This window comes from Sphingopyxis sp. QXT-31 (assembly GCF_001984035.1).
Taxonomy (GTDB): Bacteria; Pseudomonadota; Alphaproteobacteria; order Sphingomonadales; family Sphingomonadaceae; genus Sphingopyxis.
Map to the genome: position 1 here is coordinate 1,388,486 of NZ_CP019449.1, position 24,877 is coordinate 1,413,362.

Below are 24,877 nucleotides of genomic sequence, written 5' to 3' on the forward strand. Positions count from 1 at the left end.
CGGACATGCGCACGCCGCTGCTCCTCGACATTGCCGCCGACGCCTGTTTCGACCGCATGGCGGTCGGCGGGCGCGCGGACGGCCTCGATTTCGCCGCCTATCGCGCGCGCGCCAGCCGGGTGGCGGCGTGGCTGGCGGGCAAGGGCAGGGCGAACACCGCCTTCCTGGGCATGAACGGCGACGCCCTGCCCGTGCTGCTGTTCGCGAGCGGGATGGCGGGCACGCCTTTTGTGCCGCTCAACTATCGGCTGGCCGACGCCGAGCTGAACAAGCTCGTCGCACGCACCGCGCCGACGGTGCTGATTGCCGACGACGAAATGCTCGCGCGCATCGCGCCGATCGACGGCGTCGAGCTGGTCGCGCGCAGCGCCTTCGAGGCCAAATTCCTGCGCGGAGAGGTGCCCGAGCCGGTGCTGCTCGACGAGGCCGAGAATGACATCGCCGTGCTGCTGTTCACCAGCGGCACGACGGGCGAGCCCAAGGCGGCGGTGCTGCGGCATGGCAACCTCACCTCCTATGTGATGTCGACGGTCGAGTTCCTCGGCGCCGACGAGGACGAGGCGGCGCTGGTGAGCGTGCCGAGTTACCATATCGCGGGGATTTCGGCGATTTTGACCGCGGCCTATGGCGGGCGGCGGCTCGTCTATCTGCCCGCCTTCACCGCCGAGGATTGGGTCGCGACCGCGGCGCGCGAGGGGATCACCCATGCGATGGTCGTGCCCACGATGCTGGGCCGCATCCTCGACGCGATGGCGGCGACGGGAGAAACCCTCCCTGCCCTGCGCGCGCTCTCCTATGGCGGCGGCAAGATGCCCGAGCCGGTAATCGCGCGCGCGCTGGGCATGTTGCCGCACGTCGCCTTCGTCAACGCCTATGGGCTGACCGAGACGAGCTCGACGATCGCGCTGCTCGGGGCCGAGGACCATCGCGCGGCCTTTGCCTCCGACGATCCCGTCGTGCGGCGGCGCATCGCGTCGGTGGGGCAACCGCTGCCGAGCCTCGAGCTCGAGATACGGCGCGACGACGGCAGTTGCTGCGACGTCGGCGAGCATGGCGAGATCCATGTCCGCGGCGAGCAGGTGTCGGGCGAATATCTGCACAAGAAGGCGATCGCCGACGACGGCTGGTTCGCGACCAACGATGCGGGGTGGCTCGACGCGGGCGGCTATCTGTTCGTCGAGGGGCGGCTCGACGATGTGATCGTGCGCGGGGGCGAGAATATTTCGCCTGGCGAGATCGAGGATTTGCTGCGCAGCTTCGATGATATCGCCGACTGCGCGGTGCTGGGCATCCCCTGCGAAAAATGGGGCGAGAAGGTCGTCGCGGTGATCGTGTCGCGATCGGGCGCGCCCGATACCGCAGCGATGGCGGCAACGATCAAGGCGAAGCTGCGTTCGACAAAGACCCCGGAACAATGGTTTGTGCGCGATGAGCTTCCTTACAACGAGACCGGAAAGCTGCTGCGCCGTGTCCTCAAGGCCGAACTGGCGGAAGAGGTTTGCGCCGGGTAGGACGGCGCGATGACGACGTCCGACCATCTGGGAGCTGACCGCCTGTCCGCGCCGGGCGGCGAGCCGGTGCTGGTGGTCGATGCGGCGCGCTGGGTGCGACCGAAGGTGGCGATCCAGGCGGTGGTGATCGGGGTCGATCGCGAAGGCGTGCTGCCGGCGGTCCTGATCGACGATTTCGACCTGTTGGTAACGGCCGCGATCGGCGCGCCGCGGCCGTGGGTCTCGCTCGGCAGTTTCGAGCAGGTCGAGGCACTGGCCGATGCGGTGCGGGCAAACCCCAACGCAGCGACGATCGCCGCGCAATTGCTGCGGCTGGCCGCGAGGATGCCGCTCGCCGATGCGTTGACCGCCGAATCCTTTGCTTATTCGTCGCTGCTCGGTGGGGCGGAATTTGCGCGCTGGCTGGAGGCGGCGAGGATCGACGATGGTCCGCAGGCGCCCGATGATCTGGTGGCGATCGCGCGCGACGGCGACCGGCTGACGCTGACGCTCGACGATCCCGCCAATCACAATGCGATGACCGCGTTGATGCGCGACGCGCTGTACGAGGCGCTGGCCAACGCGCTCGACGATCCGAGCCGGCCCGACGTGCTGCTGCGCGGTGCGGGAAAATGTTTCTCGACCGGCGGCGACCTGCCCGAATTCGGCAGTGCGCACGATCTTGCCGAGGCGCATCTAGTGCGGACGCTGCACAGCTGCGCGCGCGCGCTCGATGCGTTGGGCGAACGGGCGACGGTGCGGCTGCACGGCGCCTGCGTCGGATCGGGAATCGAGGTCGCGGCGGCGGCGCACCACCGCATCGCGGCGCCCGATGCCTGGTTCCAGCTGCCCGAACTCGGCATGGGGCTGATCCCCGGCGCGGGTGGGACCGCGACCGTCGCGCGCGCTATCGGGCGGCATCGCACCTTGTGGATGCTGCTGTGGGGCAAGCGGATCGGCGCAAAGCAGGCGCTCGATTGGGGGCTGGTGCACAGCATCGAGGGCAGCGCGTGACGGCGCTGCTTGAGGCGGTGGCAGCGGCGGGCGAGCGGCTGGTCGCGGCGTCGGGCGGGCGCATCGCCTTCGACCCGCGCCGCGCGCTATCGCGGAACGACGATCTGACGCTCGCCGAACCGGGCGAGTGGTCGCCGAACCGCCATTGCCGGATGGTGAAGTGCCGCGATGGGTGGATGGCGGTCTCGATGGCGCGCCCAGAGGATTTCGAACTGGTTCCGGCATGGACCGGCGCAGCGCTAGATGAAGAGCCGTGGCCGGCGATCCTGGGCAGTGCCGAGGCGCGGTCGGCGGAGGAGATGGTGACGGCCGCGGCGGAGCTGCATCTGCCGGTGGCGCGCTTCGGTGAGGCAGAGCCGCTGGCGGTGTCGGAGCTTTCCGCATGCGCGCCGTGCGACGGGATCGTGATCGACCTGTCGGCGCTGTGGGCTGGTCCCTATTGCGGTGCGCTGCTCGCCGAGGCGGGGCATGCGGTGGTCAAGGTCGAAAGCGACGAGCGGCCCGACCCGACGCGGCTGCATACACCCCAATTGGATGCGCGGCTGAATGGCGGCAAAAGGCAGGTTACGGTCGATATCGACGGGGCCGAAATGCTGGCAATGATCGAGGAGGCGCGGGTTCTGATCACCTCCGCGCGGCCGTATGCGCTGGCGCGGCTGGGGCTCGATGAAGACCGGCTGTTCAGCATCAATCCCGACCTGTTGTGGGTCGCGATCACCGCGCACGGCTGGACCGGCGACGCCGGGATGCGCGTCGGGTTCGGCGACGATTGCGCGGCGGCTGGCGGACTGGTCCGGTGGGAGGAGGATCGACCGCAGTTTGTGGGCGATGCGCTCGCCGACCCGCTGACCGGGCTGACGGCGGCGACGCTGGCGCTTGAGGCGCTGGCGGGACAGCAAGGCGGGGTGATCGACGTTTCGCTTGCACGGACGGCGGCGACTTTCGCACAAGCGATGGCGTGAGCGACGGTTTCGACCTGATTATCCGCGATGCGCGCGGGGCCGATGGCAAGCCGCTGGCGGTCGGCGTGCGCGACGGGCGCATTGCGGCGATGGGCGCAGCAGTGGTGGGGCATGGACCCGAATTCGATGCGCGCGGGCTGACGCTCGGCGGCGGGCTGCACGATCATCATCTGCATCTCCTGGCGACGGCGGCGCGGATGGAGTCGGTCGACCTGAGCGATTGCAGGCGCGTCGATGCCGTGATCGCCAAGCTGCGTGCCGCTGCGCCGGGAGCATGGGTGCGCGCGATCGGTTATGATGAGCGCGTCGCGGGATTGCCCGACCGCGCGAAGCTCGACGACTGGCTGCCCGACCGGCCCCTGCGGGTGCAGGACCGGACGGGAGGCTATTGGCTGCTCAACAGCGCGGGGCTGGCGCAGCTCGGCAAAGGCCCCTTCCCCGCCTGTGTCGAGCTTGGCCCCGAGGGGCGGCCGAATGGACGTATCTGGCGCGGCGACGCCTGGCTGCGCGAGCGGATCGGCGGGGGGCCGCCCTCGCTCGCGGCGCTGGGCACGAAATTCGCCGAGTGGGGCGTAACCGCGGTTACCGATGCCGGCGCCTCGAACGGCGCGGCCGAGGCGGCGCTGCTGGCGCGGGCGATGCCGCAGCGGCTGGTGATGATGGGGACCGAGGCTTTGCCGGCCGGCGATGGTTATGCGCTGGGGCCGGTGAAGCTGCTGCTCGACGAGAATGATCTGCCGCCGGTCGAGGCGGTGGCGGAGCGGATCGCGGCGGCACGCGCGCGGGGTCGCAATGTCGCGGCGCATTGCGTGACGCTCGGCGAGCTGGTCTTCTATCTGGAAGCGCTGGCGGTCGCGGGCGGCGCCAAGCCTAGCGACCGGATCGAACATGGCGGGGTGATCACGGCGAGCCTGATCGGCGATATCGCGGCGACCGGGCTGACGGTGGTGACGCAGCCGAATTTCATCCACGATCGCGGCGATCGCTATCGCGCGCAGATGGACGCCGATGCATTGGACGACCTGTATAGGCTCGGCTCGCTGATGCGCGGCGGGGTGCGAGTGCTCGGGGGATCGGATGCGCCCTATGGCGATGCGAATCCGTGGGTGGCGCTGCGCGCGGCGACCGACCGCCGGACGCGGGGCGGCGATGTGATCGGCGGCGGCGAAGCGGTCGGGCGGTCGGAGGCGCTGGCACTGTATCAGGGGCCGCTAGCGGTCGGGGGGCCGGCGGACCTCATCCTGTACGACTGGCCCGAGGACGCTGGGGCGCTAGGTGCGGTGGCATTGACACTGATCGGCGGCGAGATCGTTTGACAGGGCTAGGATTGGTGGGCGCAATAGAAAATACGGAAGCGGCAAACACGACCCATATAGCATCGTCATCCTGAACTTGTTTCAGGATCCATGGTCTGCCGCATCCTTCTGCGCAGCGTACAATTCTAACTCAGGCCATGGATGCTGAAACAAGTTCAGCATGACGAGAATGATAAGTTAGCGCCCTACCCCGCTTTGGCACTTTCCTCGACATGCTGGTTGCCGCTCCGTCTCCCGATAGGCTTTCTTCAATCCCGCACCAGCAACATCGCCCCTGCCAGCGGGCCACCCGAGGTCGAGGTGGCGCAGATTTGCGGGTCGCCCTTGACCTGCCGCGCCCCCGCCCGGCCCCAGAGCTGGGTGCAGGCTTCGTGGACGGCGCCATAGGCGTGGAGGCGGCCGCCCGACATCGCGCCGCCGCCCGTGTTGACTGGGAGTTCGCCGTCCAATGCGATGCGGTGGCCGCCGTCGATGAAGTCCTTGGCGCCATAGCGCTCGCAGAAGCCGAAATTTTCGAGCCAGTTGATCGTGTGGAAGCTGAAGCCGTCGTAGAGCTGGGCGATATCGACGTCGGCGGGCTTGAGGTCGGTGCGGCTCCACATCATTTTGGCCACCTTGGGCTGTGCCTGGGTGTCGAGTTCGGCAAGCTGGGTCCAGCTGTTGCGGTAGCGCATCGACGATCCGATCGCCTCGATGCGGATCGGCGGATTTTTGAGGGTGCGCGCGACGTCCATGCGCGAGACGATGATCGCCGCGGCACCGTCGATGGGGACGTCGCAGTCGTAGAGGCGCAGCGGGGTCGCGATCAGCGGCGAGGCGAGATAATCGTCGATGCTGATCGGGGTCTTGTAGATCGCCTTGGGATTGAGCGCGGCGTTCCGGCGCTGGTTGACCGCGACCTGGCCCACCTGGTCGGGGCGAATGCCGCTCTTGTGGACATAGAGGTTGAAGAAAAGCGCCTGCTGGAGCGCGGCGGCATAGGTGTAATAGGGGGCGTACCCGGAAAAGGGGCCCGCCTGTCGCTGGCCCTCGCGAAGCAAGCTGTTGGCATAGGCCGTCTTGCGCGCAGTTGCCTCGCACATGGTGCGGAAGATGAGGACGTTGCGGCAGAGGCCCGCGGCGATGGCGCCGATCGCGTTGAACACCGCGCCATATTGACCGGGTGCCTCGCCGCCGCCGCCGTACCAGCCGACCTCGAGCCGCAGCGCGTCCTGCAAGGCCGCGCAGCCGACCGGCGAGAAGCCCGAGCCGTCGGCGCGCTCGCCGGGCCAGGTCGCGATGCCGTCGATGTCGGCGCGGGTCAGGCCGGCGTCGGCGATGGCTTCGAGCGCGGCGTCGACGGTCAGCGCGAGAGCAGACTTGGTGGCGCCGCGCGAAACGTCGGATAGGCCGACGCCGGTAATCGCGGTGTCCTTTTCGGCGAAGCGCGTCATGCGGTCACTGGGCGAAAGAGCGGGACCCAGAGGTCTTCGGTCTGTTCGAAGACCACTTCGACCTCCATGTTGAAATCGACCTTGTCGGCGTCGCATCCGACGATGTTGCAGGGAATGCGGACATCGTCCTGCTCCGCGATCGCGACGAGCGCCAGGACGTAAGGCTCGGAAAGTTCAGGCACCCACGCCTTGTGGTTGATGGTGAAGGTCACCACCCTGCCCCGCCCCGACACCGCCCGCGGCGCGACGTCGCGGCTCTCGCAGCGCGGGCAGAAGGGCACCGGCGGATGGACGAAATATTCGCAAGCGGCGCAGCGGTGGATCGCGAGCTTGCCCTCGCGGCCCCAGGTCCAATAGGCTTCGTTGTCGCGGTCGATCGCGGGCAATGTTCGGGCGACCATCTCTCTCTCCCACTTATTTAACTATGTCATAAACCAAGAGTTGACACATCGTCAATTTTTGCGATGATGAGGGCAACAACAAACCATCTGAGAGGAGAGTCGCCATGCAGATGGACGACATGGTGATCATCAGCGTCGACGATCATGCGGTCGAACCGCCCGAGGCCTTCATCCGTCATTATCCCGAGGGGAAGAAGGACCGCGCCCCGCGCATCGTCAACGAGAATGGCAAGGACATCTGGTCGTGGAACGGCCAGCGTTTCCCGACCATCGGCCTGAACGCCGTGGTCGGCCGTCCGCGCAGCGAATATGGGATGGAGCCGAGCGCCTTCGCGCAGCTCCGCCCCGGCACCTATGACCCCAAGCTGCGCGTCGACGACATGAACGCCAATGGCGTGCTCGCCTCGCTCAACTTTCCGACAATGCCGAGCTTTGCCGGCGGCACCTTCGTGTCGATGGCGCAGAAGGACCCCGAGGAGGCGTTGCTCGCGTGCCGCGCGTGGAACGACTGGCATGTGCAGGAATGGTGCGCGACCGCGCCGGGACGCTTCATCCCGATGTGCCTGATCCCGATGTGGAACATGGACGACACGCTGGCCGAACTGAAGCGGATGAGCGACCTTGGCGTCCATGCCGTCAGCTTCTCCGACAACCCGTCGAACATCGGCCTGCCGAGCATCCATAATGAATATTGGGAGCCCTTCTGGAAAGCCTGTTCAGATTACAAGATGGTGATCAACTGCCATATCGGCACTGGCGCGCGGGCGATGCACCCCTCGCCCGAAAGCCCAATCGACGCGTGGATCACCGCGATGCCGATCTCGATCGCCAATTCGGCGGCCGACTGGACCTTCGCGAAATTCTGGCAGCGCTATCCCGACCTCCGCATGGCATTGAGCGAAGGCGGCATCGGCTGGATCCCCTATTTCCTCGAGCGCGCCGATTTCACGCACGAGCATCATCACGAATGGACCTTCACCGACTTCAACGGCGAACGCCCGTCGGACCTGTTCAAGCGGCACATCATCTGCTGCTTCATCGACGACCAGTTTGGGGTGAAGAATCTCGACTATATGAACACCGACATGGTCGCCTATGAATGCGATTATCCGCATTCGGACACGGTGTGGCCCAATGTTCCGGAATATCTGTGGGCATCGGTCAACGGGCTCGACAAGGCCATCATCGACAAGATCACCCATCTCAACGTCATGCGCGAATATAGCTTCGATGCCTTCGCGCTGAACGGCGGGCGCGAGAATTGCACCGTCGGCCACCTGCGCAAGCTGGGCAAGGATGTCGACGTCAGCCCGCGGCACAATCTGGGCGGGCTCAAGACCGACAGTATGGACGCGATCGGTCAGGCGCGGCGTCCGGTGACCTCGGGCGACATCGAACGCATGTTCGCCTCGGCCTGAACGGAGGACCTATGACCGAGACGACGCTCTCTCGCTGTCCGATCGCGCATGCCCCGGCGGATGCTCCGCCGGTGCCCGCGCATGTGCCGGCCGACCGGGTGCTCGATACGCGCTTTGCACAGGGCATGATCGCAAACGACCTGCCCGATCCCTATCTGCCCGCCGACGTGATGCGCGATCCCGAAGTGCCGCGCATCCTCTACTATCCCTGGCCGACGAGCGGTCGCCAGCATGGCGCTTGGACGGTGTCGCATTATGAGGACATCCGCCGCGTTTACGAGGACAACGACCTCTTCTCGACCGAGGGCGCGGCGCAGTTTCAGGCGCTGGCGGGCGAGACCTTCCCGTCGATCCCGCTCGGCATCGATCCGCCCGACCATGGCCGCTATCGCCGTTTCCTGAACCCCTGGTTCACGCCCGTGGCGATGAACGCGATGGAGCCCAATATCCGCGCGATCGTTACCGAGATGATCGACGCGGTGGTCAAGGATGGCGAGGTCGACATCGCCTATGACTTCGGGCGCATCTATCCGGTCCGGGTGTTCCTGAACCTGATGGGTTTTCCTTTCAGCATGTTCGACCAGTTTCTCGAATGGGAATATGCGATCCTGCACAACCCCGACATCGGCGCCAAGGCCGAGGCGGTGAAGGGCATTCTCGCGTACTTGCGCGGTTTCATCGCCGAGAAGCAGGCGAACCCCGACGAGACGCTTGGCAGCTATATCGCCAATGGCCAGATGGACGGCCAGCCGCTGACCGCCGACGAGACGATCGGCATGACCTGGTTCCTGTGGCTCGGCGGGCTCGACACCGTCGCCTCGACGATCAGCCAGATGTTCCGACGCATGGCGCTCGACACCGAACTCCAGGCGCGCATCCGCGCCAATCCGGAAATCATCAACAGCGCGGTCGAGGAATTCTTGCGCGTCCAGCCGCTGGTCAACAGCGGGCGGCGGATCAAGAAGGATTTCACCTGGCACGGCGTCGAGCTGAAGGAAGGCGACTGGATCGCCTGCATCAACAGTTCGGGCAATTTCGACGAGAAGCAGTTCGCTTGCCCGCGCGACTTCGACCCCGAGCGCAAGAACAACCGCCATTTTACGCTGATCGGCGGGGTCCATATCTGCCTCGGCGCGCATCTGGCGCGGCGCGAGCTGCGCGTGCTGCTGCAGGAATTCCTGTCGCGCGTGCCGCCCTTCACGATCAAGGAAGGCGCCGATACCACCGTGATCCCGGGCCTGCTGTCGATCCGCAACCTGCCGATCGTCTGGGACGCAAAAGCCGTTTCATAAGGACAAAAATATGGCTTTCTTGAAATATGACGACGCCATTTATGTCGGCGGCGAATGGGAGAAGACCGACCAGCGCGAGGCGGTGATCAACCCCGCCGACGAGAGCCTGCTGATCGAGGCCCCGGTCGGCAGCGCGGCGCAAGTGGACGCGGCGATCGGCGCGGCGCGCACCGCGTTCGACAAGGGCGACTGGCCGCACCTGCCCGTCGCCGAGCGGCAGGCCGTGCTGACGCGCTTCCTGAACGCGCTAGACGCGCGCAAGGGCGAGATCGTCGACATGATCGTCGCCGAGGCGGGCGCGACGCGGATGCTCGCCGAATTCCTGCAGTACGGCATCCCGATGAAGCATGCGCGGCGGACGGTCGAGGTCGCCTCGCGCCCCGCGGTCTCGTCGCTGCCGGTCGAGCTGACTCCCAATGCGCTGGGCCGCACGACGCTGGGCACCGGAGTGGTGAGCCGCGAACCGGTCGGGGTCGTCGCGGCGATCTCGCCGTACAACTTCCCCTTCTTCCTCAACATCGGCAAGGTGATCCCGGCGCTGGCGGTCGGCTGCACCGTGGTGCTCAAGCCCTCGCCCTATACGCCGATGCAGGCGCTGATCCTCGGCGAGATCGCCGACGAGGTCGGGCTGCCCAAGGGCGTGCTGAGCATCGTCACCGGTGATATCGAGACGGGAAAGCTGCTCACCACCGACCCCCGCGTCGACTTGGTCCACTTCACCGGGTCGGACAAGGTCGGATCGATGATCCAGGCGCAGGCCGCACCGACGCTGAAGCGTATCGTGATGGAACTCGGCGGCAAGTCGGCGCTGATCGTGCGCGCCGACGCCGATATCGCGAAGGCCGCGGCGGCGGGGATCATGGGCTTTACGACGCACGGCGGCCAGGGCTGCGCGCTCACCACGCGCCACCTCGTCCACAACAGCGTCCGCCCGCAGTTCGTCGAGGCGATGAAGGCGATGCTCGGGCATCTGAAGATCGGCAATCCTATTGACCCCAGTGTCAATTATGGCCCGCTGATCCGCGAAGTCGCGCGCAAACGCACCGAGGATTATGTCGCGATCGCGCAGGACGAGGGCGCGACGCTCGTGGCGGGCGGCAAGCGGCCCGCGGGGCTCGACAAGGGCTATTATTACGAGCCGACCCTGTTCGACAATGTCAGGAACGACAGCCGCATCGCGCAGGAAGAGGTGTTCGGGCCGATCGGCGCGGTCATCGGCTTCGACGACGATGCCGAGGCCATCGCGATGGCGAACGACAGCGATTTCGGCCTGTCGGGCGCCATATACTCGGCCGATGCGGGCGAAGCCTATCGCATGGCGCTCAAGATCCGCACCGGCGGGGTGTCGATAAACGGCGGTGCGGGCACGATGCAGTCGGACGCGCCCTTCGGCGGCATCAAGCGCTCGGGCTATGGCCGCGAATATGGCGAGGATGGCCTCAACGAATTCACCTATCAAAAGGTGATCAGTTTCCACGCCGAATAGGGAGAGACGGCGATGACAAAGGTCATGGAGGGCATTCGCGTCCTCGAAGTCGCGCAATTCACCTTCGTTCCCGCGGCGGGCGGGGTGATGACCGACTGGGGCGCCGATGTGATCAAGATCGAGCATCCGGTGCGCGGCGACGCGCAGCGCGGTATCCAGATGCTACAGCGGCTCGCGGTGAATCCGCAGCGCTCGTCGCTGATGCAGCATCCGAACCGGGGGAAACGCAGCGTCGGGATCGACATCTCGACCGAGGAAGGGCGCGAGCTACTCTATGAGATCGCGAAGACGGCCGACGTCTTCCTGACCAACTACCTGCCCTCGGCGCGGCAGAAACTAAAGATCGACATCGAGCATATCCGCGCGGCAAACCCCGACATCATCTATGTTCGCGGCAGTGCGTTCGGCGACAAGGGGCCCGAGCGCGACAAGGGCGGGTTCGACAGCACGGCATACTGGGCGCGCGGCGGGTCGGCGGTGCTGGTGACGCCGAAGGAGCTCGATGGGCCGCTGACGCAGCCTGGCCCGGCCTATGGCGACACGATCGGGGGGATGAATATCGCGGGCGGCATCGCCGCGGCGCTGTTCCACCGCGAACGTACCGGCGAGGCGACCGAGGTCGATGTGTCGCTGCTGTCGTCGGGCATCTGGGCGACCGCCTGTTCGGTCGACGTCGCGATGGAATTGGGCAAGGATCCGTTCGAGAATCTGATGCCCGGTGGCGGGCAATCGGTGGGCACCAACCCCTTTATGGGCGTGTTCAAGACGGCGGACGGCAAGTTCATCAACCTGACCGTGCTGTCACCCGGCCCCTATATCGACGATGTGTTCGGGCATCTCGGCATCGCCGAGGCGGCGCAGGACGAACGTTTCTCGACTGCCGAGGCGATCATGGCGAATGCGGCGGAGGCCTATCCTTTGGTCAAGGCTGCGATCGCGGCGCAGCCCTATGCCTATTGGATCGAGCATCTCAAGACGATGAAGGGGCAATGGGCCGCCTATCAGTCGGTGCACGATGTTGCGAGCGACGAGCAGGTGCTGGCGAACGACCTGATCTTCGAGGTCGAGTCTGCGGACGGCGGGGCGCCGATCCGGCTGGTCGCGAACCCGGTGCAGTTCAACCATGCGGGGGTCGAGAACACGCGCGCGCCCGAGGCGTCGGAGCATACCGAATTGTTCCTGATGGAACTGGGGCTCGAATGGGACCGGATCGAGGATCTCAAAAACAAGAAGGCGATCGCCTGAGAGCGGCGGCGATGGCCCCTCCCCTTCGCGTCGGCATCATCAGCGCCGCTTGGGGCGCGAAGGCGCATCTGCCCGCGTGGCGCAGCCTCGACGGAATCGAGGTGACCGCGATCTGCACCTCACGGCCCGCGACGGCGGCGAAGGCGGCGGAGGATTTCCAGGTGGCGCGGGCCTTCCACGACTTCCGCGCGATGGCCGCCGATCCCGAGATCGACATCGTCGATTGCGGCACGCGGCCGCCGCTGCGTTTCGCCATGGTGATGGCGGCGCTTGGCGCGAGCAAGCATGTCTATAACGGCATTCCCTTTGCCAAGGATCTGAACGACGCGCGGGCGATGACCGATGCCTGGCGCGCGGCCGGGACGGTCGCGGTGGTCGACGCCTTCATGCAGGCCGTGCCCGCGATGGTGCAGATGAAGGCGATGATCGATACCGGCTGGCTCGGCGAGGTCTTCGGCGCCGATGTCGCGTTCGAGGTGCCTTTGTTCAGCGCCGCGCAGACCAATGTCCCCGGCTATGTCTGGTTCGCCGATCCCGCGAACGGCGCGAGCGCGGGACGCAATCTGGGGAGCCATATGCTGCACCTGCTGGTGCATTTTTTCGGGCCGGTGGCGGCGGTGACGGCGGACCAGTCGTTGGCGCTGAAGGCGTGGCCTTTGGACGGCGAAATCATCCGTCCAGGGGTGCCCGACCGGGCGTCGATGTTGCTGCGCCACGCCTCGGGCCTGCCGACGCGGCTGGAGGCGAATTGGTGCAAGATCGGCGGCGACGGGTTCCGCTTTTCGGTGTGGGGATCGAAGGGACGGCTCGAAGCGCGCGCGCCGGTGTTTCCGATGGCGCACGATACGCGGCTGTTCGGGACGAGGGATGAGGCGCTGGGGAGCGCGGCGATCGAGGCGATCGCGATCGGGCCCGAGTATCTGTCGGTGCCGGGGTGCCATGCGGTCGCCGATCGGCCCGAGACGGGGCTGCTGGCGCTGGCGTCGATCTTTGCCAAGACGCGCGATGCGATCGGTGGCGTGGGAATAGCGGCGCCGGATTTTGCGCAAGCTCTGCATGTTCATGAGGTCGTAGAGGCGGCGGTGCTGGCGAGCGACGAGCGGCGGTGGGTCGATATCCCCGCGGCAAACGTACAAACCCATTCGCCCTGAGCTTGTCGAAGGGCCGTTCTTTCTTTTCGACGTCGGAAGAAGGAAGAACGGTGCTTCGACAAGCTCAGCACGAACGGAAATTTGTATCGATAGCGATGATCAATCCCGCCGCAGCAGCATCGAACCCGCGATAAAGCCGCCGCCCATGCCGCACGCACCGACCTTGGCCCCATCGACCTGACGCCCGCCGGCCTGCCCCCAGAGCTGGGTGCAAACTTCATGCAACAGACCGAAACCATGCAACCGCCCGCCCGACAATTGCCCGCCGCCCGTGTTCACCGGGAAGCGTCCGCCGGGGCCGATATTGCCCTCGGCGATAAAGTCCTTCGCCTCGCCATGGCCGCAGAAGCCCATGGCTTCGAGCCAATAGGGCACGAAGATGCTGAAACCGTCGTAGAGGCCGAGAACATCGACGTCGGCGGGCTTCAGGTCGGTGCGCGTCCACATGTCGGCGGCCGCGTCGTGCGCGCCCATCGTGGTGAGGTCGGGGCGCTGGTCCCAGCTCTCCTGCGAGCCGAGCGCGGCGCCCATCGCCGCGATCGTCAGCGGCGCCTGGGCGCAATCCTTCGCGGCGTCGGCGGCGGAAACGATCACCACGCAGGCGCCGTCGATCGGCACGTCGCAGTCGAACAGCCCGAGCGGCGACGAGATCGTGCGGGCGCCAAGATAATCCTCCATAGTCAGCGGGGTACGCATCACCGCCGATGGATTTTGCTGCGCAAACGCGCGCTGGCCGGTCGCGACCAAGCCGAGATGTTCGCGTGTCATACCGAACTCGTGGAAATAGCGCTGCGCCATCCAGCCGGCCCAGTTCGACGCCGACATCGCCTTGGCGGGGACAAGGTAGCTGTACCATCCGCCGAGCCGCGCGCGGCCCGCGCCGGGGATGCTCGCGCGCTGCGTCGCGGTCTGCGACGAGCTTTCGGTGAGCGCACGAAAGCACAGGACATGCCGCGCCTGCCCCGTCGCGACCGCCATGGCAGCCACCTGGATGGGCGCCATCTGCGACGGGCCGTCGGGGACCGCGCTGTGCCAGCGCGTCTTGAGGCCGAGCGCATTGCGCACCTCGCCGGTGCCGAGCGGCGACATGCCCGGCGAATTGTCGGCCTTGCCCGGATAGGTCGAAATGCCGTCGATATCGCCCTTGGTCAGCCCCGCACAGTCGAGCGCGCGCCGCGCGGCCTCGGCAAGGTGGATCATCGCTGGACGGTTCGTCTTGCGACCGATGTCGGACATGCCGACGCCGGTGATGGCGGCTGCGAGGGTCATTGCGCAGGCTCCCACTGCGGGAACCAGACGTCGTCGATGTTGAAGAAGCCGACCTTCAACTTCTGGCCGATGGCGATGCTTTCGGGATCGGCATTCACCACCTCGGCGGTGACGCGGACGCCGGACGCGCCATCGATGTCGACCACCGCGAGCGCGAAGGGCACCGGCATATCGGGCATCCAGGGCTGATGGTTGACGGTGAAAGTGTAGACCGTTCCGGTGCCGGGAACGGGTTTGAACTCGACCGCTTCGGACCAGCATTTCGGGCAGACGAGCTGCGGCGGGTGGATCGCGTGCTGGCAGTCACCGCAGAAGGCGATCAACAGCTTGTTCTTAGCGCCGCCGGTCCAGAAGGCGGTATTCTCGGGGGTGAGTTCGGGGAGCGGTCTCATAGTCTCGCAATCATATCTGGAGCGTGGCGCCGCCGCTGACGCGGATCGTTTCACCGGTGATAAAGCTGGCCGATGTTGAGACGAGCCACAGCATCGCCTCGACGATGTCGCGTTCCTCGCCTTCGCGCTGGAGGATCTGCATCGCCATCACATGATCGACCACCGGCTGCGGCAGTTCCGCGCGGACCGTGTCGGTGAAGATCAGTCCGGGTGCGATGGCGTTGACCCGGATGCCATCGGGCGCGAGCTCATTCGCGAAAGAGACTGTCAGGCCGCGCACCGCGAGCTTGGACACGCCATAGGCCTTTTGCGCGCCATAGGCGGCCATCGAGGAGATGTTGACGATCGACGCCCCCGCGCGCGCCGCCATGAAGGGCCGCGCCGACAGCGTGCAATAGATGACGCCCCAGATGTTGACGTCGAACATGCGCCGCGTGCGCGCGGTGCCGAGCGTGCCGATAAACTCGTTGGCTTCAGCCGAGTGGATGCCGGCGTTGTTGATCAATATGTCGATGCCGCCGTGGCGCGCGGCGATGTCGGCCATGACGCGCTCGACTTCGGGTTCGTCGGCGACATCGAGGCAGATCGCTTCGGCGCCATGGCCGATCTCCGCGGCCGCCGCCTTTGCCGCATCTTCGTCGAGATCGAGTTGGACCAGTTGCGCACCGCGCGCTGCAAGTGCATGGCCGAAGGCCTTGCCGAAGCCGCGCCCGCCGCCGGTGACGACAGCGATCTTGCCGGTCAAGTCATCCGACACCATGGTCTTGCTCCTTTGCCGGTGCGGGTGCCTTTGGCAACGCGAGCGCGGTCAGCACCGCGGCGGTGCACAGCGCGGCGATCACGGCGACGGTGATGTCGTAGGCAAACGGCGATGGGTAGCTTTCCTCGCCGCGGCGGACGATGTCGGCCGCCAGCAACGTCGTCACCATCTGTGCGCCGATGCCCATGAAGAGCTGACGGATGACGGTGAGCAGCCCCGAGATTTCGCTGATCCGCTCGGGCGGCGAGGCCTGCGCGATGATCGTCGGCGCGACCGAGAAGAGCATCGTGGTGCCGAAGCTGATGATGATGAGCTGCACTACGACCTTGGGAAAGCTGTCGACGTCCATCACGAACCACAGCAACCAGCCGGCGACGGTGACGAAACCGCCCGCGATCAACGCGAAACGCCCACCGCCGCGCGCCGCGAGCCAGCCGCCGAGCGGGCCGGCGAAGACCGAGCTGAGGTTCGAGGGCAGCTTGGCGATGCCCGCGAGCGTCGCGGTGAAGCCGAGGCCGGCGAGCGTCCACAGCGGCGCCTGCATCAGCAGCGAGAAGAAGACGGTGATCTGGAGCGCGCTCATCGCGACGAGCGCGGTCACCGCGCTGCCGATCGCGATGGTGCGGTCGGAGAAGCTGCGCACCGCGATCAGCGGGTTCGGGCTCGCGAGGCTGGCGCGCCACCACCAGAGGGTGAGCAGCAGCCCTGCGCCCAGCGCGGCGAGCGGCAGCGGCGCGGCCCAGCCCCAGTCCTTGCCCATCGTGAAATAGACGAGCACCAGCGCGACGCCGGGCGCGAAGGCGAGCCCCGAGAGCCAGTCGACGGGTTCGGAGGCGGGCTGGCGCGGCGAGCGCGGAAGCAGGCCACCGATCGCGGCCGCCGAGACCGCGCACAGGCCCGCACTGGCGAAGAACACCCCGTGCCAGCTGAAATTATCGACGATCATGCCGCCGGCGACGAGCCCCGCCGCGGTACCGATCGACGCGCCCGAGATCATCAGCCCGATCGCCATCGGGGCGCGTTCCTTGCCCGCGTTCTCGTGCACGAGCCCGATGCAGAGCGGCAGGATCGCCCCGGTGACGCCCTGCATCAGGCGGCCCGCGAGCAGCACGGGGAAGTTGGTCGACAGCGCGCTGATCAGCGACCCGACCGCGCCGACGATCAGCACGGCGACGAGCACCTGCCGCCGCCCGAACAGGTCGCCGAGGCGGCCGACGATCGCAGCGATCGCGGCGCCGACGATGAGGTAACCCGTGATCAGCCAGCCGACCATCGCGGGGTTGCCGAAATCCTCGATCAGCTTCTTGAGCGCCGCGAGGATCATCGCGGTTTCGAACGAGCCGGTGACCTCGGCGATCCAGAGCGCGCCGATGATGAGGGGAAGGTTGCGGCGGTCGGTCACGCTAGCTCGCGACGGCCTTCGCCCCTTCGGGCAGGCCGACCTGCGCGGCGCGGACCTCGATCAGATCGACGCCGATGTCGGCGGGCAGGCCGATGACCGAGAGCAACGCCTTGGCCATCGATTCGGGGGTCGCCCCCTCGCCGGTCATCGACGCGTGGCCGGTCTCGACGATCTTCTTGTAGAAGGCGGCGACGGTTTCCTGCGACCAGGCCTTGCCGCCCGAGCCGCCCTTGACCGAACCCGAGCGAAGGACGGTGACGCGGATGTCGTCGCTGCGCAGTTCGTCGCGCAGGCCGTGGCAGAGCGTTTCGACCGCCGCCTTGGTCGCGGCGTAGAGCGCGAGCATCGGGAAGGGCATGTTCACCGATTCGCTGCTGATCGCGATGATCTGGCCCTTGCTGGCGCGCAGATGCGGGATCGCGGCGCGGACCAGCCACGAGACGCCGAGGATGTTGATGTCGACATGGTTGCGGATCATCGCGTCGCTGCCGGTCTCGAAAGCGAAGGGATGATAGACCGCGGCGTTGGCGACGACGACGTCGATGCGGCCGAAATGCGCCGCGGTCTGCGCGACGGCGGCGTTCACCGCGTCCGATGAGGCGACGTCGCAGGCCACCGGGAGCACGGCATCGCCAAATTCGGCGGCGAGCGTATCGAACTCATCGGAAGGGCGCGCGAGGCACGCGACCTTCACTCCCGATGCGACGAGCGCGGCGACGAAATGCCGCCCCATGCCCTTCGATGCGCCGGTCACGACGGCGACCTTGCCGGCTAGCCTCTCCATCCCATGTCCCCTGATTTTCGTGTTTTAGGTTTCATTTTTGACGATACGTCAATTTTTTGCCATATCGCAACCCCGCTGTTAGGATAGCGGGCGAATATCGGGGCAGGATCACCTATTTGGCGCAGGCACAGTCCATCATCGCGGCAGAAGCGCCGCCCGAGCGCAAGCTGGGCGCGAAGGGGCAACGCACGCGGCAGCAATTGATCGACGCGACGGTCGACCTGCTCGAGACGCACGGGCTGCGCGACGTGTCGGTGGTCGACGTCGCGCGCGCGGCGCAGACCTCGCCCGCGACCTTCTATGTCTATTTCAAGGGGGTGCCCGAGGTGGTGCTGGCGGCGCTTGAGCATGCGAGCCAGACCACTCCCGAGCTCGAAGCAATCGTCGCGCGCGACTGGCTGGCGCCGGGGGCCGACGCGGCCGCGGCGGCGTTCGTCGAGGAATATACCGGCATCTGGAATCGCAACCGGACGATCTTCGTCGTGCGTAACCTCGCCGCCGAGGAAGGCGACACGCGCTTCTACGAGGCGCGGATGACGCAGGCGCGGCCGATGATGGATGCGATCAGCCGGCAGGTCGAGCGCGCACAGGCCGCGGGGCGCACCCCGGCGCATCTGTCGCCGCGGTCGTGCGCGGGCACCGTGCTGATGATCCTCGAGCGCCTGTCGGCGATCGGACCGATGAGCAGTCACAGCGACGGCGTCGGTTACGCGGACCTCAAGGCGGCGGCGGCGCATAGTATCGCGATGATGCTGGGGGCGCGGGGGTAGTCCGTTATCCTTCTCCCTTGATGGGAGAAGGATACGGAGCCTTGCGCCTTTGGCGCTAGGCGAAGTTGGATGAGGGTGATGGTGCGTCATGGCATCGTCGTGTCAGGCCGAAACCACACCCCCACCGCTGCGACTAGGCAGCAAGCTGCCAAGTCTCGCTGCCTCCCCCATCCAGGGGGAGGAAACATCACGCCCCCGTCGCCTCGGCGATCATCTTCTGGATGTCGAGTACGCCCGTCGCGAGGCCGCCCGCGAGGCCGGCGTCGACCGGAAGGCACACGCCGCTGATGAAGCTCGCGGCGTCGCTGTTGAGCAGGATCAGCGGCAGCGCCTGCTCCTCGGCGGTCGAATAGCGGCCTTTGGCCTTGGCGAAGGCACCAAGCACCGCGTCACCCGCCACCTTGCGGAACTCGCCGAGCATCGGGGTGTCGATCGGGCTGGGCATGGTGCAGTTGATGCGGATGTCGCGGCCGATCAGGTCGGGCGCGCGGACCTGGGTCCAGGTGTTGATGGCTTCCTTGGCGAGACTGTAGGGATCGCCGACCTCGCCCGCGCGATCCAGATACCATTGGCGCGCCTCAGCGAAATCCTCGATCGCGATGAACTCGCGGAGCAGCGGCTGGCGCGTGAGCCATTTCATGCCGCCGAGCGACGAGACCGAGACGATCGCGGCGCCGGGGTTGAGATGCGGGACCCAGCCTTCGGTCCAGGCGCGAATGCCGAGGAAGTTGACCGTGACGACATCCTCGCCGGGGAAGGTCTGCGGCAGGCCGGAGACGTTGAACACGGCGTCGATCTTGCCGCCGATGCTGGCGATGCCCGCGGCGATGGCGTCGGGGTTTTTGAGATCGACCTCGGTAAAGCTCGCAAGGTTCACCGGCGAGGGCTTGATGTCGGCGCCGTGCACTTCGGCGCCGAGGTCGACGAGCGCGCGGGCGCAGGCCTCGCCGGTGCCCGAGAAGCAGCCCATGACGACGACGCGCTTGCCCTTATAGCTTAGAATATCCTTCGACATGGTCCTCTACCCTTCCTGATCTTATTGTAATGGTGCGAATTTGGTGTCGGCGAGGCCGCCCATCGCATCGGCCATCAGCGCCGCCTCGCGCGTTTCGTGCGCGTTGCAGAGGATGATCGCGGCATCGGTGGCGATGCGGCCGCCGGCGACGGCGTCGCGGAAGGCGGTCCAGGCGGTGCGATAGTCGGCGAACTCCAGCGCGAGCGCGGTTTCGATCTCGGCTTTTTCGGCGGCGTAGAAGCCGGGTTCGAAGCGCTCGATCGCCCTCCACCATTTGATGAGGCGCGCCATGCCCTTGGCCTTCACGGCCGCTTGTTGATCCGACAGGCGCGGGACGATGGTGTCGCGGATATCGTCGAGCGCGATCGCGAAGCTACGATCGTGCGCGCCGAGCGGGGCGTCGGGCAGCGCGACGGGCGGCAAGGCGATGCCCGCGGCGTCGGCGAGCGCGTGCGAGAGGACGCGGCGATGGATCGTCGAATAGACGAGGTTCATGCCGAGATTGGGCGGCGGCGGCGTGTCGGGATCGTCGTAGCGCGAGCGGCGCGCGAAGCTCGTCTGGAAGAGCAGGCGCCAGTAGATGAGGCGCGGCAGGTCGACCTTGTGCCCGCCCGCAGCCTCATAGGCGGCAAAGGCCTGCGGCAGCGGCACGAAACCCTGGAAGAGCATGCGGATCGCGAGCATCGCAAGATCGGCCATCGGGTCGCCATAATGGACGAGCTCCCAGTCGAGCAGCGCGGTGACGCGGTCGTCGTCGTAGAGGAAATTTCCGGGGCCGGCGTCGCCATGGACGATGACCGGTGCGGGCATGTTCGCGGGGACATTGGCTTCGAGCCAGTCGAGCGACAGGTGGATCAGCGGGTCCCAACCCTTGCCGCCGTTGCCCGCGCGCAGCTCGGCGATGCGGCGGCGGACCAAGGTCTCGGCGGGTTCGACCGGGCCCATGCCCTCGACGGGATTCGCCGCGACGTCGATGCGGTGGAGCGCGGCGAGCTGGCTCATGAAGTCGGCTGCGAGCGTGTCGCGCTGGGCGGTGTCGGCGATGCCGCCGAAGCGGTCGTTGCCGGAGATCATGCCGCAGACGAGCGCGCGCTGGTCGGGGACCGAAGCGTAGAACGGCGCGACGCGGACTCCGGCGTGGGCCAGCGGGCCCGAAAGCGCGCGGAGGACCGCGGCTTCGCGGTGGAAAGCAGCGTCGTCGCCCGCCCCGGCCTTGTGCACGTCGTAATTCATATAGGCGCTGGCGGCGCGGCCGTCGGGCCATAGGAGATCGAGCTCGGCACCCTCGCGCGAGGCGCCGCCGCCGCCGCGTGGGCGGACCGCGGTCACGCGCGCGCCGCTGGCGCTTTCGACCGCGGTGGCCAGTCCGTTGGGGAGGAGGTCGTGCGGATTCATCCGACGATCTTTGCCTCGCGAAAGGCGGCGACTTCTTCGGCCGAATAGCCGATTTCACGCAGGATCTCGTCGCTATGCTCGCCGACGGCGGGGCAGCAGCGTTTGAACACGACCGGGGTATCGCCGAAATTCCAGAAGGCGCCGGGCTGTTCGACGATGCCGTAGAGCGGCTGCGGCAGGACCGAGATCAGGTTCAGTTCGCGGTTGAGCGGATCGTCGAAGAAGCGGTGCATCGCATTTTCGAAATTGACGACGTCGCAGGGCACGCCAGCGGCTTCGAGCGCCGCGGTCAGTTCGTCGGCCTTGTTGCCCTTGGCGGCGTCGGCGAAACCATCCTCGTCGCTGCCCATCGCTTCGCGCATCGCGGCCTGCTGGCCGGATTTGAGCGCCGCGACCGCGACCCAACCGTCGATGCATTCGAAAATGCGGTGGTAGGGCGAAAAGCCGGTCTGATCGCTCGTCAGGTGATAGGTTTCGGTGAGTTTGCCATCGGCGTCGATCAGCCGCTCGCCCTGCGTGAAGGCGGCCATGCCGAGCAGCGAGGTCTGCGTCGTGTAACCACGCCCCGTGGTGCGCTTGGCGTAGAGCGAGGCCATCAGCTCGACGAGGCAGCTTTGCGCGGTCGCGACGTCCATCGTGCCGGGGCGATTGAAGACGGGGCGATTGCCCTCGCCCGCGTTCTCGAACTCCCAGCCGGCGATCGCGTTGAAGATCGAGTCATAGCCCGGCCAATTGCCGCGCGCGCCGCGCTGGCCATAGGCGCTCGAGTAATTGAACGCGATGTCGGGGTTGTATTGGCGGATGCCCTCTTCGCTGAGGCCGAGCTTCGCTGCGCCCTTGAAGCGCATATTGTGATGGACGAGTTCGGCCCATTTCAGGAGCCGTCCGAGGATTGGCTGCGCCTCGGGCCGGGTCAGGTCGAGCGCGAGGCTGCGCTTGCTGCGCGCCGCGGCCTGATAATAGCGGTGCATGAAACGGATGCGGTCGCCGGTCAGCGCTTCGACCTTGATGACGTTGGCGCCCATGTCGCCCATCATCGACGGCCCCATCGGACCGGCGAGGAACATGCCGAGATCGAGGACGCGGACACCTTCGAGCACTTCGGCAGGGGCGGTGCCGGAGGCCGGTGCCGCTTTGGCGGGCCAAGCGGTATCGCCACCTTCGCCGAGGCGCGGGGCCGGGCGGCCCTGCGGGAGGTCGGCGTCGCTGTGGAAGGGCGTGTTGGGCTGGCGCGTCTGGCCGAGATCGGGGTCGTCGACTTCGATGACGTAGCGGTTGGCAACGGCATCGTCGTGGCGGAGCACCTCGCCCATCGGGAAGGCGGGTTCGGCGGCGATGTCGGCGGCGCGAAGATCGGCAAGCCAGTTTTCGAGCGGGCGGAGTTTGAAGGCCGCGGCCTGTCCGGTCTCGGTCTCGAGGTCGACCTCGGTCTCGGCCATGACGTCCCACATCGTCGGCATGGTGGCGTAGTCGAACTGGCGGGTCGGATCCATGATCTGGAGCCAGTCGCCGCCCGCGCATTGGAAGAGCTGCTGCGCGATCGGGCGCGGGCCGAGCGGATAGGTGACCGGGTCAGGCATCGGCCCCTCGCTGTTGCGCGCCCAGACCAGCGGGAGCGTCGCGAGAAAGCCCTGGAAGATCGAGGTGTGGGCGGCGCCGCCCTGCCCCGTCTGGAGACGCATCACGAGCCGCGCGAGCAGCCCTGCGGCGGCGAGGTGCGCGGCGGACCAGCTGCCTTGGCGGTAGCGATAGGCGATCGGGCCCGCGCGGTGGCCGTCATTCTCGTACATCGCGCCGACGCGCGCGGCGACGAGCAGTTCGTCGTCGCTGCGCTCGACATCGGGATGGTTCGCGGGTGAGCCGGTGATCGCGGTGACGACGAGATGCGGATGGTGCGCGGCGAGGGTCGCGTCGTCGAGGCCGAGCGCTTTGGCGCGCGACGGAGTGAATTGGTGAAGCAAGGCGTCGGCGCCGGCGAGGCGCTGATTCAGGGTCGCCAGCCCCTCGGGCGTGTCGAGATCGAGGACGACACTCTTTTTGCCGCGGTTCCAGTTGGCGAAGGGCGCGGTGCCACGCGCGGGGTCCCCGCCCGGGCGTTCGACCTTCAGAACCTCGGCGCCGAGTTCGGACAGCATCAGACCGGCGACCTGAACCGCCATCCCCTGCCCGATCTCGACGATGCGAAGGTCGCCCAGCATCGCGTCAGGCCTTGAAGTTGGGGAGGACCCAGCCGTCCTGGATCGGGGTCCAGTCGACGCTGACCTTCATCCCGATATGGACGTCCTCGGCATCGCAGCCCGACACATTGGCGTTGAGGCGCGTGCCCGGGGCGCCGTCGAGGTCGACAACGACGGGGACATAGACATAATCCTCGCCATTTTTCGGGTTCTTGTTGCAGATCGCGAAGCTGAAGATCGTCGCTGTGCCGGGCAACGTCGGCCAGTTCTTGGCGCGGCTGCCGCATTCGGGGCAGATCGCGGTCGGCGGCATGCGGAAATGCCCGCACTCGCCGCACTGGCAGGCGGTGAGCCTGCCCTCCTTCGCCGCCTGCCAGAAGGGCTCGGTGTCGGGGTTGGTGGTGATGCGGATCTGGTCGCCGGGAAGCGCGCGGGCGGGGCCATAGGTCATGTCGGTCAGTCCTTGCGCAGGATGAGGCTGGAGACGGGGAGCGACGCCGGGCCGCCCGAGACGAGCGCAAATTCGGCGTCCTTGACCTGATTGATCGCGGTGCCGCGCACCTGTTCGACCCCCTCGACGATGTGCGTCATGCCGATGATATAGGCTTCGTTGAGGTTGCCGCCGTGGGTGTTCACCGGCACGCCGCCATTGACGCCCTTGCCCGTCGCGGGATCGTAGCGCAGCTTGCCGGAGAGGACATAGTCATTGCCCTCGCCTTTCTCGCAAAAGCCATAATCCTCAAGCTGCATCAGCACCATCGGACTGAAATGATCGTAGATCAGCGCGACGTCCATGTCCTTCGCGGTCAGCCCCGACTGCGCCCAGACGCGGTCGGCGGTAAATTTATGGCCCGAACTCGCGAAATGCGGGTCGGGCATGCCCATCCAGGCGAAGGCGCGGCCCCATTCGCGCTGGCCACCATGCGCCGCGGCGTGGACGACCGCGGGTTTGTGGCGGCAGTCTTTCGCACGGTCCATCGTCGTCGTGATCACCGCGACCGCGCCGTCGGTCTCGAGGCAGAAGTCGAGGCGGCGCAGCGGATCGGCGAGCATCACCGAGGCGTCATATTGTTCCTTGGTCAGCGGCTCCTTGCGCACCGCCTTGGGGCGGTTGTGGGTGTTGGCGCGGGTCGCCATCACGACCTCGCCGAAGGCGTCCTGCGTTGTGCCGTAAAGGTGCATGTGGCGGCGCGCGAGCACCGACATCAGATGGCCGGGGCCGACGAGGCCCGAGGGCTGCAAGAAACTATTCTCGGGATTGGGCGCCGCGGCGCCGAAGACGACGCCGAGGCGATGCTGCGGCAATTGCTGCAGCGCCATCAGCGTGACGGTGTAGGTGCAATCCTCGTTCATCAGCCCCGCGGTGGCGAGGCCGATCGCGCCGGGGCAGCCGCCGCCGCCGCTGGTCAGAGTCGCCGACCAACTGATGTGCGGCATGCCGAGCGTTTCCATCAGGCTGGCCGTGTCGAACTTGTCGAGATAACCGGCGCCCGCGGTCGAATAATAGGAAAAGCCGTCGATCTGCTTGTGGCTGATCCCCGCGTCGGCGCAGGCGTTCATGATCGCCTCGGCCGCCATGTCGTTGATCGTCCGCGGCCAGCTTTTGCCGCGGACATAATAGTCGGTCGCCCCGACGCCGACGATCGCGCATTTGTCCTGATTGACCCAGGCCATGCTTCTCTCCCGATTCCCAGTTATCTAACTA

The 24,877-nt window shown here is 66.8% G+C and carries 22 protein-coding genes; 10 read left to right on the forward strand and 12 right to left on the reverse strand.

Annotated elements, in window-relative coordinates; translation table 11 throughout:
• Nucleotides 1-5: 5 nt before the first annotated feature.
• From BWQ93_RS06830 to BWQ93_RS06845, 4 genes are read left to right on the forward strand one after another with little or no spacing between them, the layout of a single operon-like run.
• Nucleotides 6-1,511, forward strand: coding sequence for a class I adenylate-forming enzyme family protein (locus tag BWQ93_RS06830; RefSeq protein ID WP_077029857.1), 1,506 nt, complete (start codon nt 6-8; stop codon nt 1,509-1,511).
• A 9-nt stretch (nt 1,512-1,520) separates the two neighbouring features.
• Complete coding sequence (locus BWQ93_RS06835) at nt 1,521-2,504, forward strand: enoyl-CoA hydratase/isomerase family protein (RefSeq protein ID WP_077029858.1); 984 nt, start codon at nt 1,521-1,523, stop codon at nt 2,502-2,504.
• Nucleotides 2,501-3,466, forward strand: a complete 966-nt coding sequence (locus tag BWQ93_RS06840; protein WP_077029859.1) for a CoA transferase — start codon at nt 2,501-2,503, stop codon at nt 3,464-3,466. Before BWQ93_RS06835 ends, BWQ93_RS06840 begins: the two co-directional genes overlap by 4 nt.
• Nucleotides 3,463-4,782 carry an amidohydrolase family protein gene (locus tag BWQ93_RS06845; RefSeq protein WP_083720708.1) on the forward strand — a complete coding sequence of 440 codons (1,320 nt, stop codon included), beginning with the start codon at nt 3,463-3,465 and terminating at the stop codon, nt 4,780-4,782. Before BWQ93_RS06840 ends, BWQ93_RS06845 begins: the two co-directional genes overlap by 4 nt.
• A 248-nt stretch (nt 4,783-5,030) precedes the next feature.
• Here BWQ93_RS06845 and BWQ93_RS06850 read toward each other — a convergent pair whose 3' ends face one another.
• Both BWQ93_RS06850 and BWQ93_RS06855 read right to left on the reverse strand, forming a co-directional pair.
• Complete coding sequence (locus BWQ93_RS06850; RefSeq protein ID WP_077029860.1) at nt 5,031-6,215, reverse strand: thiolase family protein; 1,185 nt, start codon at nt 6,213-6,215, stop codon at nt 5,031-5,033.
• Nucleotides 6,212-6,616 carry a Zn-ribbon domain-containing OB-fold protein gene (locus BWQ93_RS06855; RefSeq protein WP_077029861.1) on the reverse strand — a complete coding sequence of 135 codons (405 nt, stop codon included), beginning with the start codon at nt 6,614-6,616 and terminating at the stop codon, nt 6,212-6,214. Before BWQ93_RS06855 ends, BWQ93_RS06850 begins: the two co-directional genes overlap by 4 nt.
• Before the next feature lie 104 nt (nt 6,617-6,720).
• Here BWQ93_RS06855 and BWQ93_RS06860 point away from each other — a divergent pair, with 104 nt between their 5' ends.
• Genes BWQ93_RS06860 through BWQ93_RS06880 form a run of 5 tightly spaced genes read left to right on the forward strand, consistent with a single transcriptional unit; the run spans nt 6,721 to nt 13,208 of the window.
• On the forward strand, nt 6,721-8,034 hold the full coding sequence (locus BWQ93_RS06860) for an amidohydrolase family protein (protein ID WP_077029862.1): 1,314 nt from the start codon (nt 6,721-6,723) through the stop codon (nt 8,032-8,034).
• An 11-nt stretch (nt 8,035-8,045) separates the two neighbouring features.
• Nucleotides 8,046-9,326, forward strand: coding sequence for a cytochrome P450 (locus BWQ93_RS06865; protein ID WP_077029863.1), 1,281 nt, complete (start codon nt 8,046-8,048; stop codon nt 9,324-9,326).
• A 10-nt stretch (nt 9,327-9,336) separates the two neighbouring features.
• Nucleotides 9,337-10,812: an aldehyde dehydrogenase family protein gene (locus BWQ93_RS06870; RefSeq protein ID WP_077029864.1), complete on the forward strand. Its 1,476-nt coding sequence runs from the start codon at nt 9,337-9,339 to the stop codon at nt 10,810-10,812.
• Nucleotides 10,813-10,824: 12 nt separating this feature from the next.
• The gene (locus BWQ93_RS06875) at nt 10,825-12,057 is read left to right on the forward strand and encodes a CaiB/BaiF CoA transferase family protein (RefSeq protein WP_198040491.1); all 1,233 of its coding nucleotides are present in this window, start codon (nt 10,825-10,827) and stop codon (nt 12,055-12,057) included.
• An 11-nt stretch (nt 12,058-12,068) separates the two neighbouring features.
• Nucleotides 12,069-13,208: a Gfo/Idh/MocA family protein gene (locus BWQ93_RS06880; protein WP_077029865.1), complete on the forward strand. Its 1,140-nt coding sequence runs from the start codon at nt 12,069-12,071 to the stop codon at nt 13,206-13,208.
• Nucleotides 13,209-13,307: 99 nt separating this feature from the next.
• Here the strand turns inward: BWQ93_RS06880 and BWQ93_RS06885 are convergent, their stop codons facing one another.
• Genes BWQ93_RS06885 through BWQ93_RS06905 form a run of 5 tightly spaced genes read right to left on the reverse strand, consistent with a single transcriptional unit; the run spans nt 13,308 to nt 17,815 of the window.
• Nucleotides 13,308-14,477: a thiolase family protein gene (locus BWQ93_RS06885; protein ID WP_077029866.1), complete on the reverse strand. Its 1,170-nt coding sequence runs from the start codon at nt 14,475-14,477 to the stop codon at nt 13,308-13,310.
• The gene (locus tag BWQ93_RS06890; RefSeq protein WP_077029867.1) at nt 14,474-14,869 is read right to left on the reverse strand and encodes a Zn-ribbon domain-containing OB-fold protein; all 396 of its coding nucleotides are present in this window, start codon (nt 14,867-14,869) and stop codon (nt 14,474-14,476) included. Before BWQ93_RS06890 ends, BWQ93_RS06885 begins: the two co-directional genes overlap by 4 nt.
• 10 nt (nt 14,870-14,879) lie before the next feature.
• The gene (locus BWQ93_RS06895) at nt 14,880-15,629 is read right to left on the reverse strand and encodes an SDR family NAD(P)-dependent oxidoreductase (RefSeq protein WP_077029868.1); all 750 of its coding nucleotides are present in this window, start codon (nt 15,627-15,629) and stop codon (nt 14,880-14,882) included.
• Nucleotides 15,616-17,031, reverse strand: coding sequence for an MFS transporter (locus tag BWQ93_RS06900; protein WP_077029869.1), 1,416 nt, complete (start codon nt 17,029-17,031; stop codon nt 15,616-15,618). The genes BWQ93_RS06895 and BWQ93_RS06900 overlap by 14 nt, the downstream gene beginning before the upstream one ends.
• Nucleotide 17,032: 1 nt before the next feature.
• Nucleotides 17,033-17,815 (reverse strand): SDR family oxidoreductase, encoded by a 783-nt coding sequence (locus BWQ93_RS06905; RefSeq protein WP_077029870.1) that lies wholly within the window; start codon nt 17,813-17,815, stop codon nt 17,033-17,035.
• A 116-nt stretch (nt 17,816-17,931) separates the two neighbouring features.
• Between BWQ93_RS06905 and BWQ93_RS06910 the strand changes: the two genes are divergently transcribed.
• A complete protein-coding gene (locus BWQ93_RS06910; protein ID WP_077029871.1) occupies nt 17,932-18,585 on the forward strand; it encodes a TetR family transcriptional regulator in 654 nt (217 codons plus the stop codon).
• 187 nt (nt 18,586-18,772) lie between these two features.
• On the opposite strand, the gene BWQ93_RS06915 is transcribed toward BWQ93_RS06910, so the two are convergent.
• Genes BWQ93_RS06915 through BWQ93_RS06935 form a run of 5 tightly spaced genes read right to left on the reverse strand, consistent with a single transcriptional unit; the run spans nt 18,773 to nt 24,846 of the window.
• Nucleotides 18,773-19,600, reverse strand: coding sequence for a coniferyl-alcohol dehydrogenase (locus BWQ93_RS06915; RefSeq protein WP_077029872.1), 828 nt, complete (start codon nt 19,598-19,600; stop codon nt 18,773-18,775).
• A gap of 21 nt (nt 19,601-19,621) precedes the next feature.
• The gene (locus tag BWQ93_RS06920; protein WP_077029873.1) at nt 19,622-20,995 is read right to left on the reverse strand and encodes a phosphotransferase family protein; all 1,374 of its coding nucleotides are present in this window, start codon (nt 20,993-20,995) and stop codon (nt 19,622-19,624) included.
• Nucleotides 20,992-23,193, reverse strand: coding sequence for a CaiB/BaiF CoA-transferase family protein (locus tag BWQ93_RS06925; RefSeq protein WP_077029874.1), 2,202 nt, complete (start codon nt 23,191-23,193; stop codon nt 20,992-20,994). Before BWQ93_RS06925 ends, BWQ93_RS06920 begins: the two co-directional genes overlap by 4 nt.
• Before the next feature lie 4 nt (nt 23,194-23,197).
• Nucleotides 23,198-23,623 (reverse strand): Zn-ribbon domain-containing OB-fold protein, encoded by a 426-nt coding sequence (locus BWQ93_RS06930; RefSeq protein ID WP_077029875.1) that lies wholly within the window; start codon nt 23,621-23,623, stop codon nt 23,198-23,200.
• 5 nt (nt 23,624-23,628) lie between these two features.
• On the reverse strand, nt 23,629-24,846 hold the full coding sequence (locus tag BWQ93_RS06935; protein ID WP_077029876.1) for a thiolase C-terminal domain-containing protein: 1,218 nt from the start codon (nt 24,844-24,846) through the stop codon (nt 23,629-23,631).
• Nucleotides 24,847-24,877 lie beyond the last annotated feature (31 nt).

Excerpts from the sequence above, each read along its gene's own strand:
- BWQ93_RS06830 (WP_077029857.1), top strand. The coding sequence starts at position 6 with ATGCGCACGCCGCTGCTCCTCGACATTGCCGCCGACGCCTGTTTCGAC.
- BWQ93_RS06835 (WP_077029858.1), top strand. The coding sequence starts at position 1,521 with ATGACGACGTCCGACCATCTGGGAGCTGACCGCCTGTCCGCGCCGGGC.
- BWQ93_RS06850 (WP_077029860.1), bottom strand. The coding sequence starts at position 6,215 with ATGACGCGCTTCGCCGAAAAGGACACCGCGATTACCGGCGTCGGCCTA.
- BWQ93_RS06855 (WP_077029861.1), bottom strand. The coding sequence starts at position 6,616 with ATGGTCGCCCGAACATTGCCCGCGATCGACCGCGACAACGAAGCCTAT.
- BWQ93_RS06860 (WP_077029862.1), top strand. The coding sequence starts at position 6,721 with ATGCAGATGGACGACATGGTGATCATCAGCGTCGACGATCATGCGGTC.
- BWQ93_RS06865 (WP_077029863.1), top strand. The coding sequence starts at position 8,046 with ATGACCGAGACGACGCTCTCTCGCTGTCCGATCGCGCATGCCCCGGCG.
- BWQ93_RS06870 (WP_077029864.1), top strand. The coding sequence starts at position 9,337 with ATGGCTTTCTTGAAATATGACGACGCCATTTATGTCGGCGGCGAATGG.
- BWQ93_RS06875 (WP_198040491.1), top strand. The coding sequence starts at position 10,825 with ATGACAAAGGTCATGGAGGGCATTCGCGTCCTCGAAGTCGCGCAATTC.
- BWQ93_RS06880 (WP_077029865.1), top strand. The coding sequence starts at position 12,069 with ATGGCCCCTCCCCTTCGCGTCGGCATCATCAGCGCCGCTTGGGGCGCG.
- BWQ93_RS06885 (WP_077029866.1), bottom strand. The coding sequence starts at position 14,477 with ATGACCCTCGCAGCCGCCATCACCGGCGTCGGCATGTCCGACATCGGT.
- BWQ93_RS06890 (WP_077029867.1), bottom strand. The coding sequence starts at position 14,869 with ATGAGACCGCTCCCCGAACTCACCCCCGAGAATACCGCCTTCTGGACC.
- BWQ93_RS06895 (WP_077029868.1), bottom strand. The coding sequence starts at position 15,629 with ATGGTGTCGGATGACTTGACCGGCAAGATCGCTGTCGTCACCGGCGGC.
- BWQ93_RS06905 (WP_077029870.1), bottom strand. The coding sequence starts at position 17,815 with ATGGAGAGGCTAGCCGGCAAGGTCGCCGTCGTGACCGGCGCATCGAAG.
- BWQ93_RS06915 (WP_077029872.1), bottom strand. The coding sequence starts at position 19,600 with ATGTCGAAGGATATTCTAAGCTATAAGGGCAAGCGCGTCGTCGTCATG.
- BWQ93_RS06920 (WP_077029873.1), bottom strand. The coding sequence starts at position 20,995 with ATGAATCCGCACGACCTCCTCCCCAACGGACTGGCCACCGCGGTCGAA.
- BWQ93_RS06925 (WP_077029874.1), bottom strand. The coding sequence starts at position 23,193 with ATGCTGGGCGACCTTCGCATCGTCGAGATCGGGCAGGGGATGGCGGTT.
- BWQ93_RS06930 (WP_077029875.1), bottom strand. The coding sequence starts at position 23,623 with ATGACCTATGGCCCCGCCCGCGCGCTTCCCGGCGACCAGATCCGCATC.
- BWQ93_RS06935 (WP_077029876.1), bottom strand. The coding sequence starts at position 24,846 with ATGGCCTGGGTCAATCAGGACAAATGCGCGATCGTCGGCGTCGGGGCG.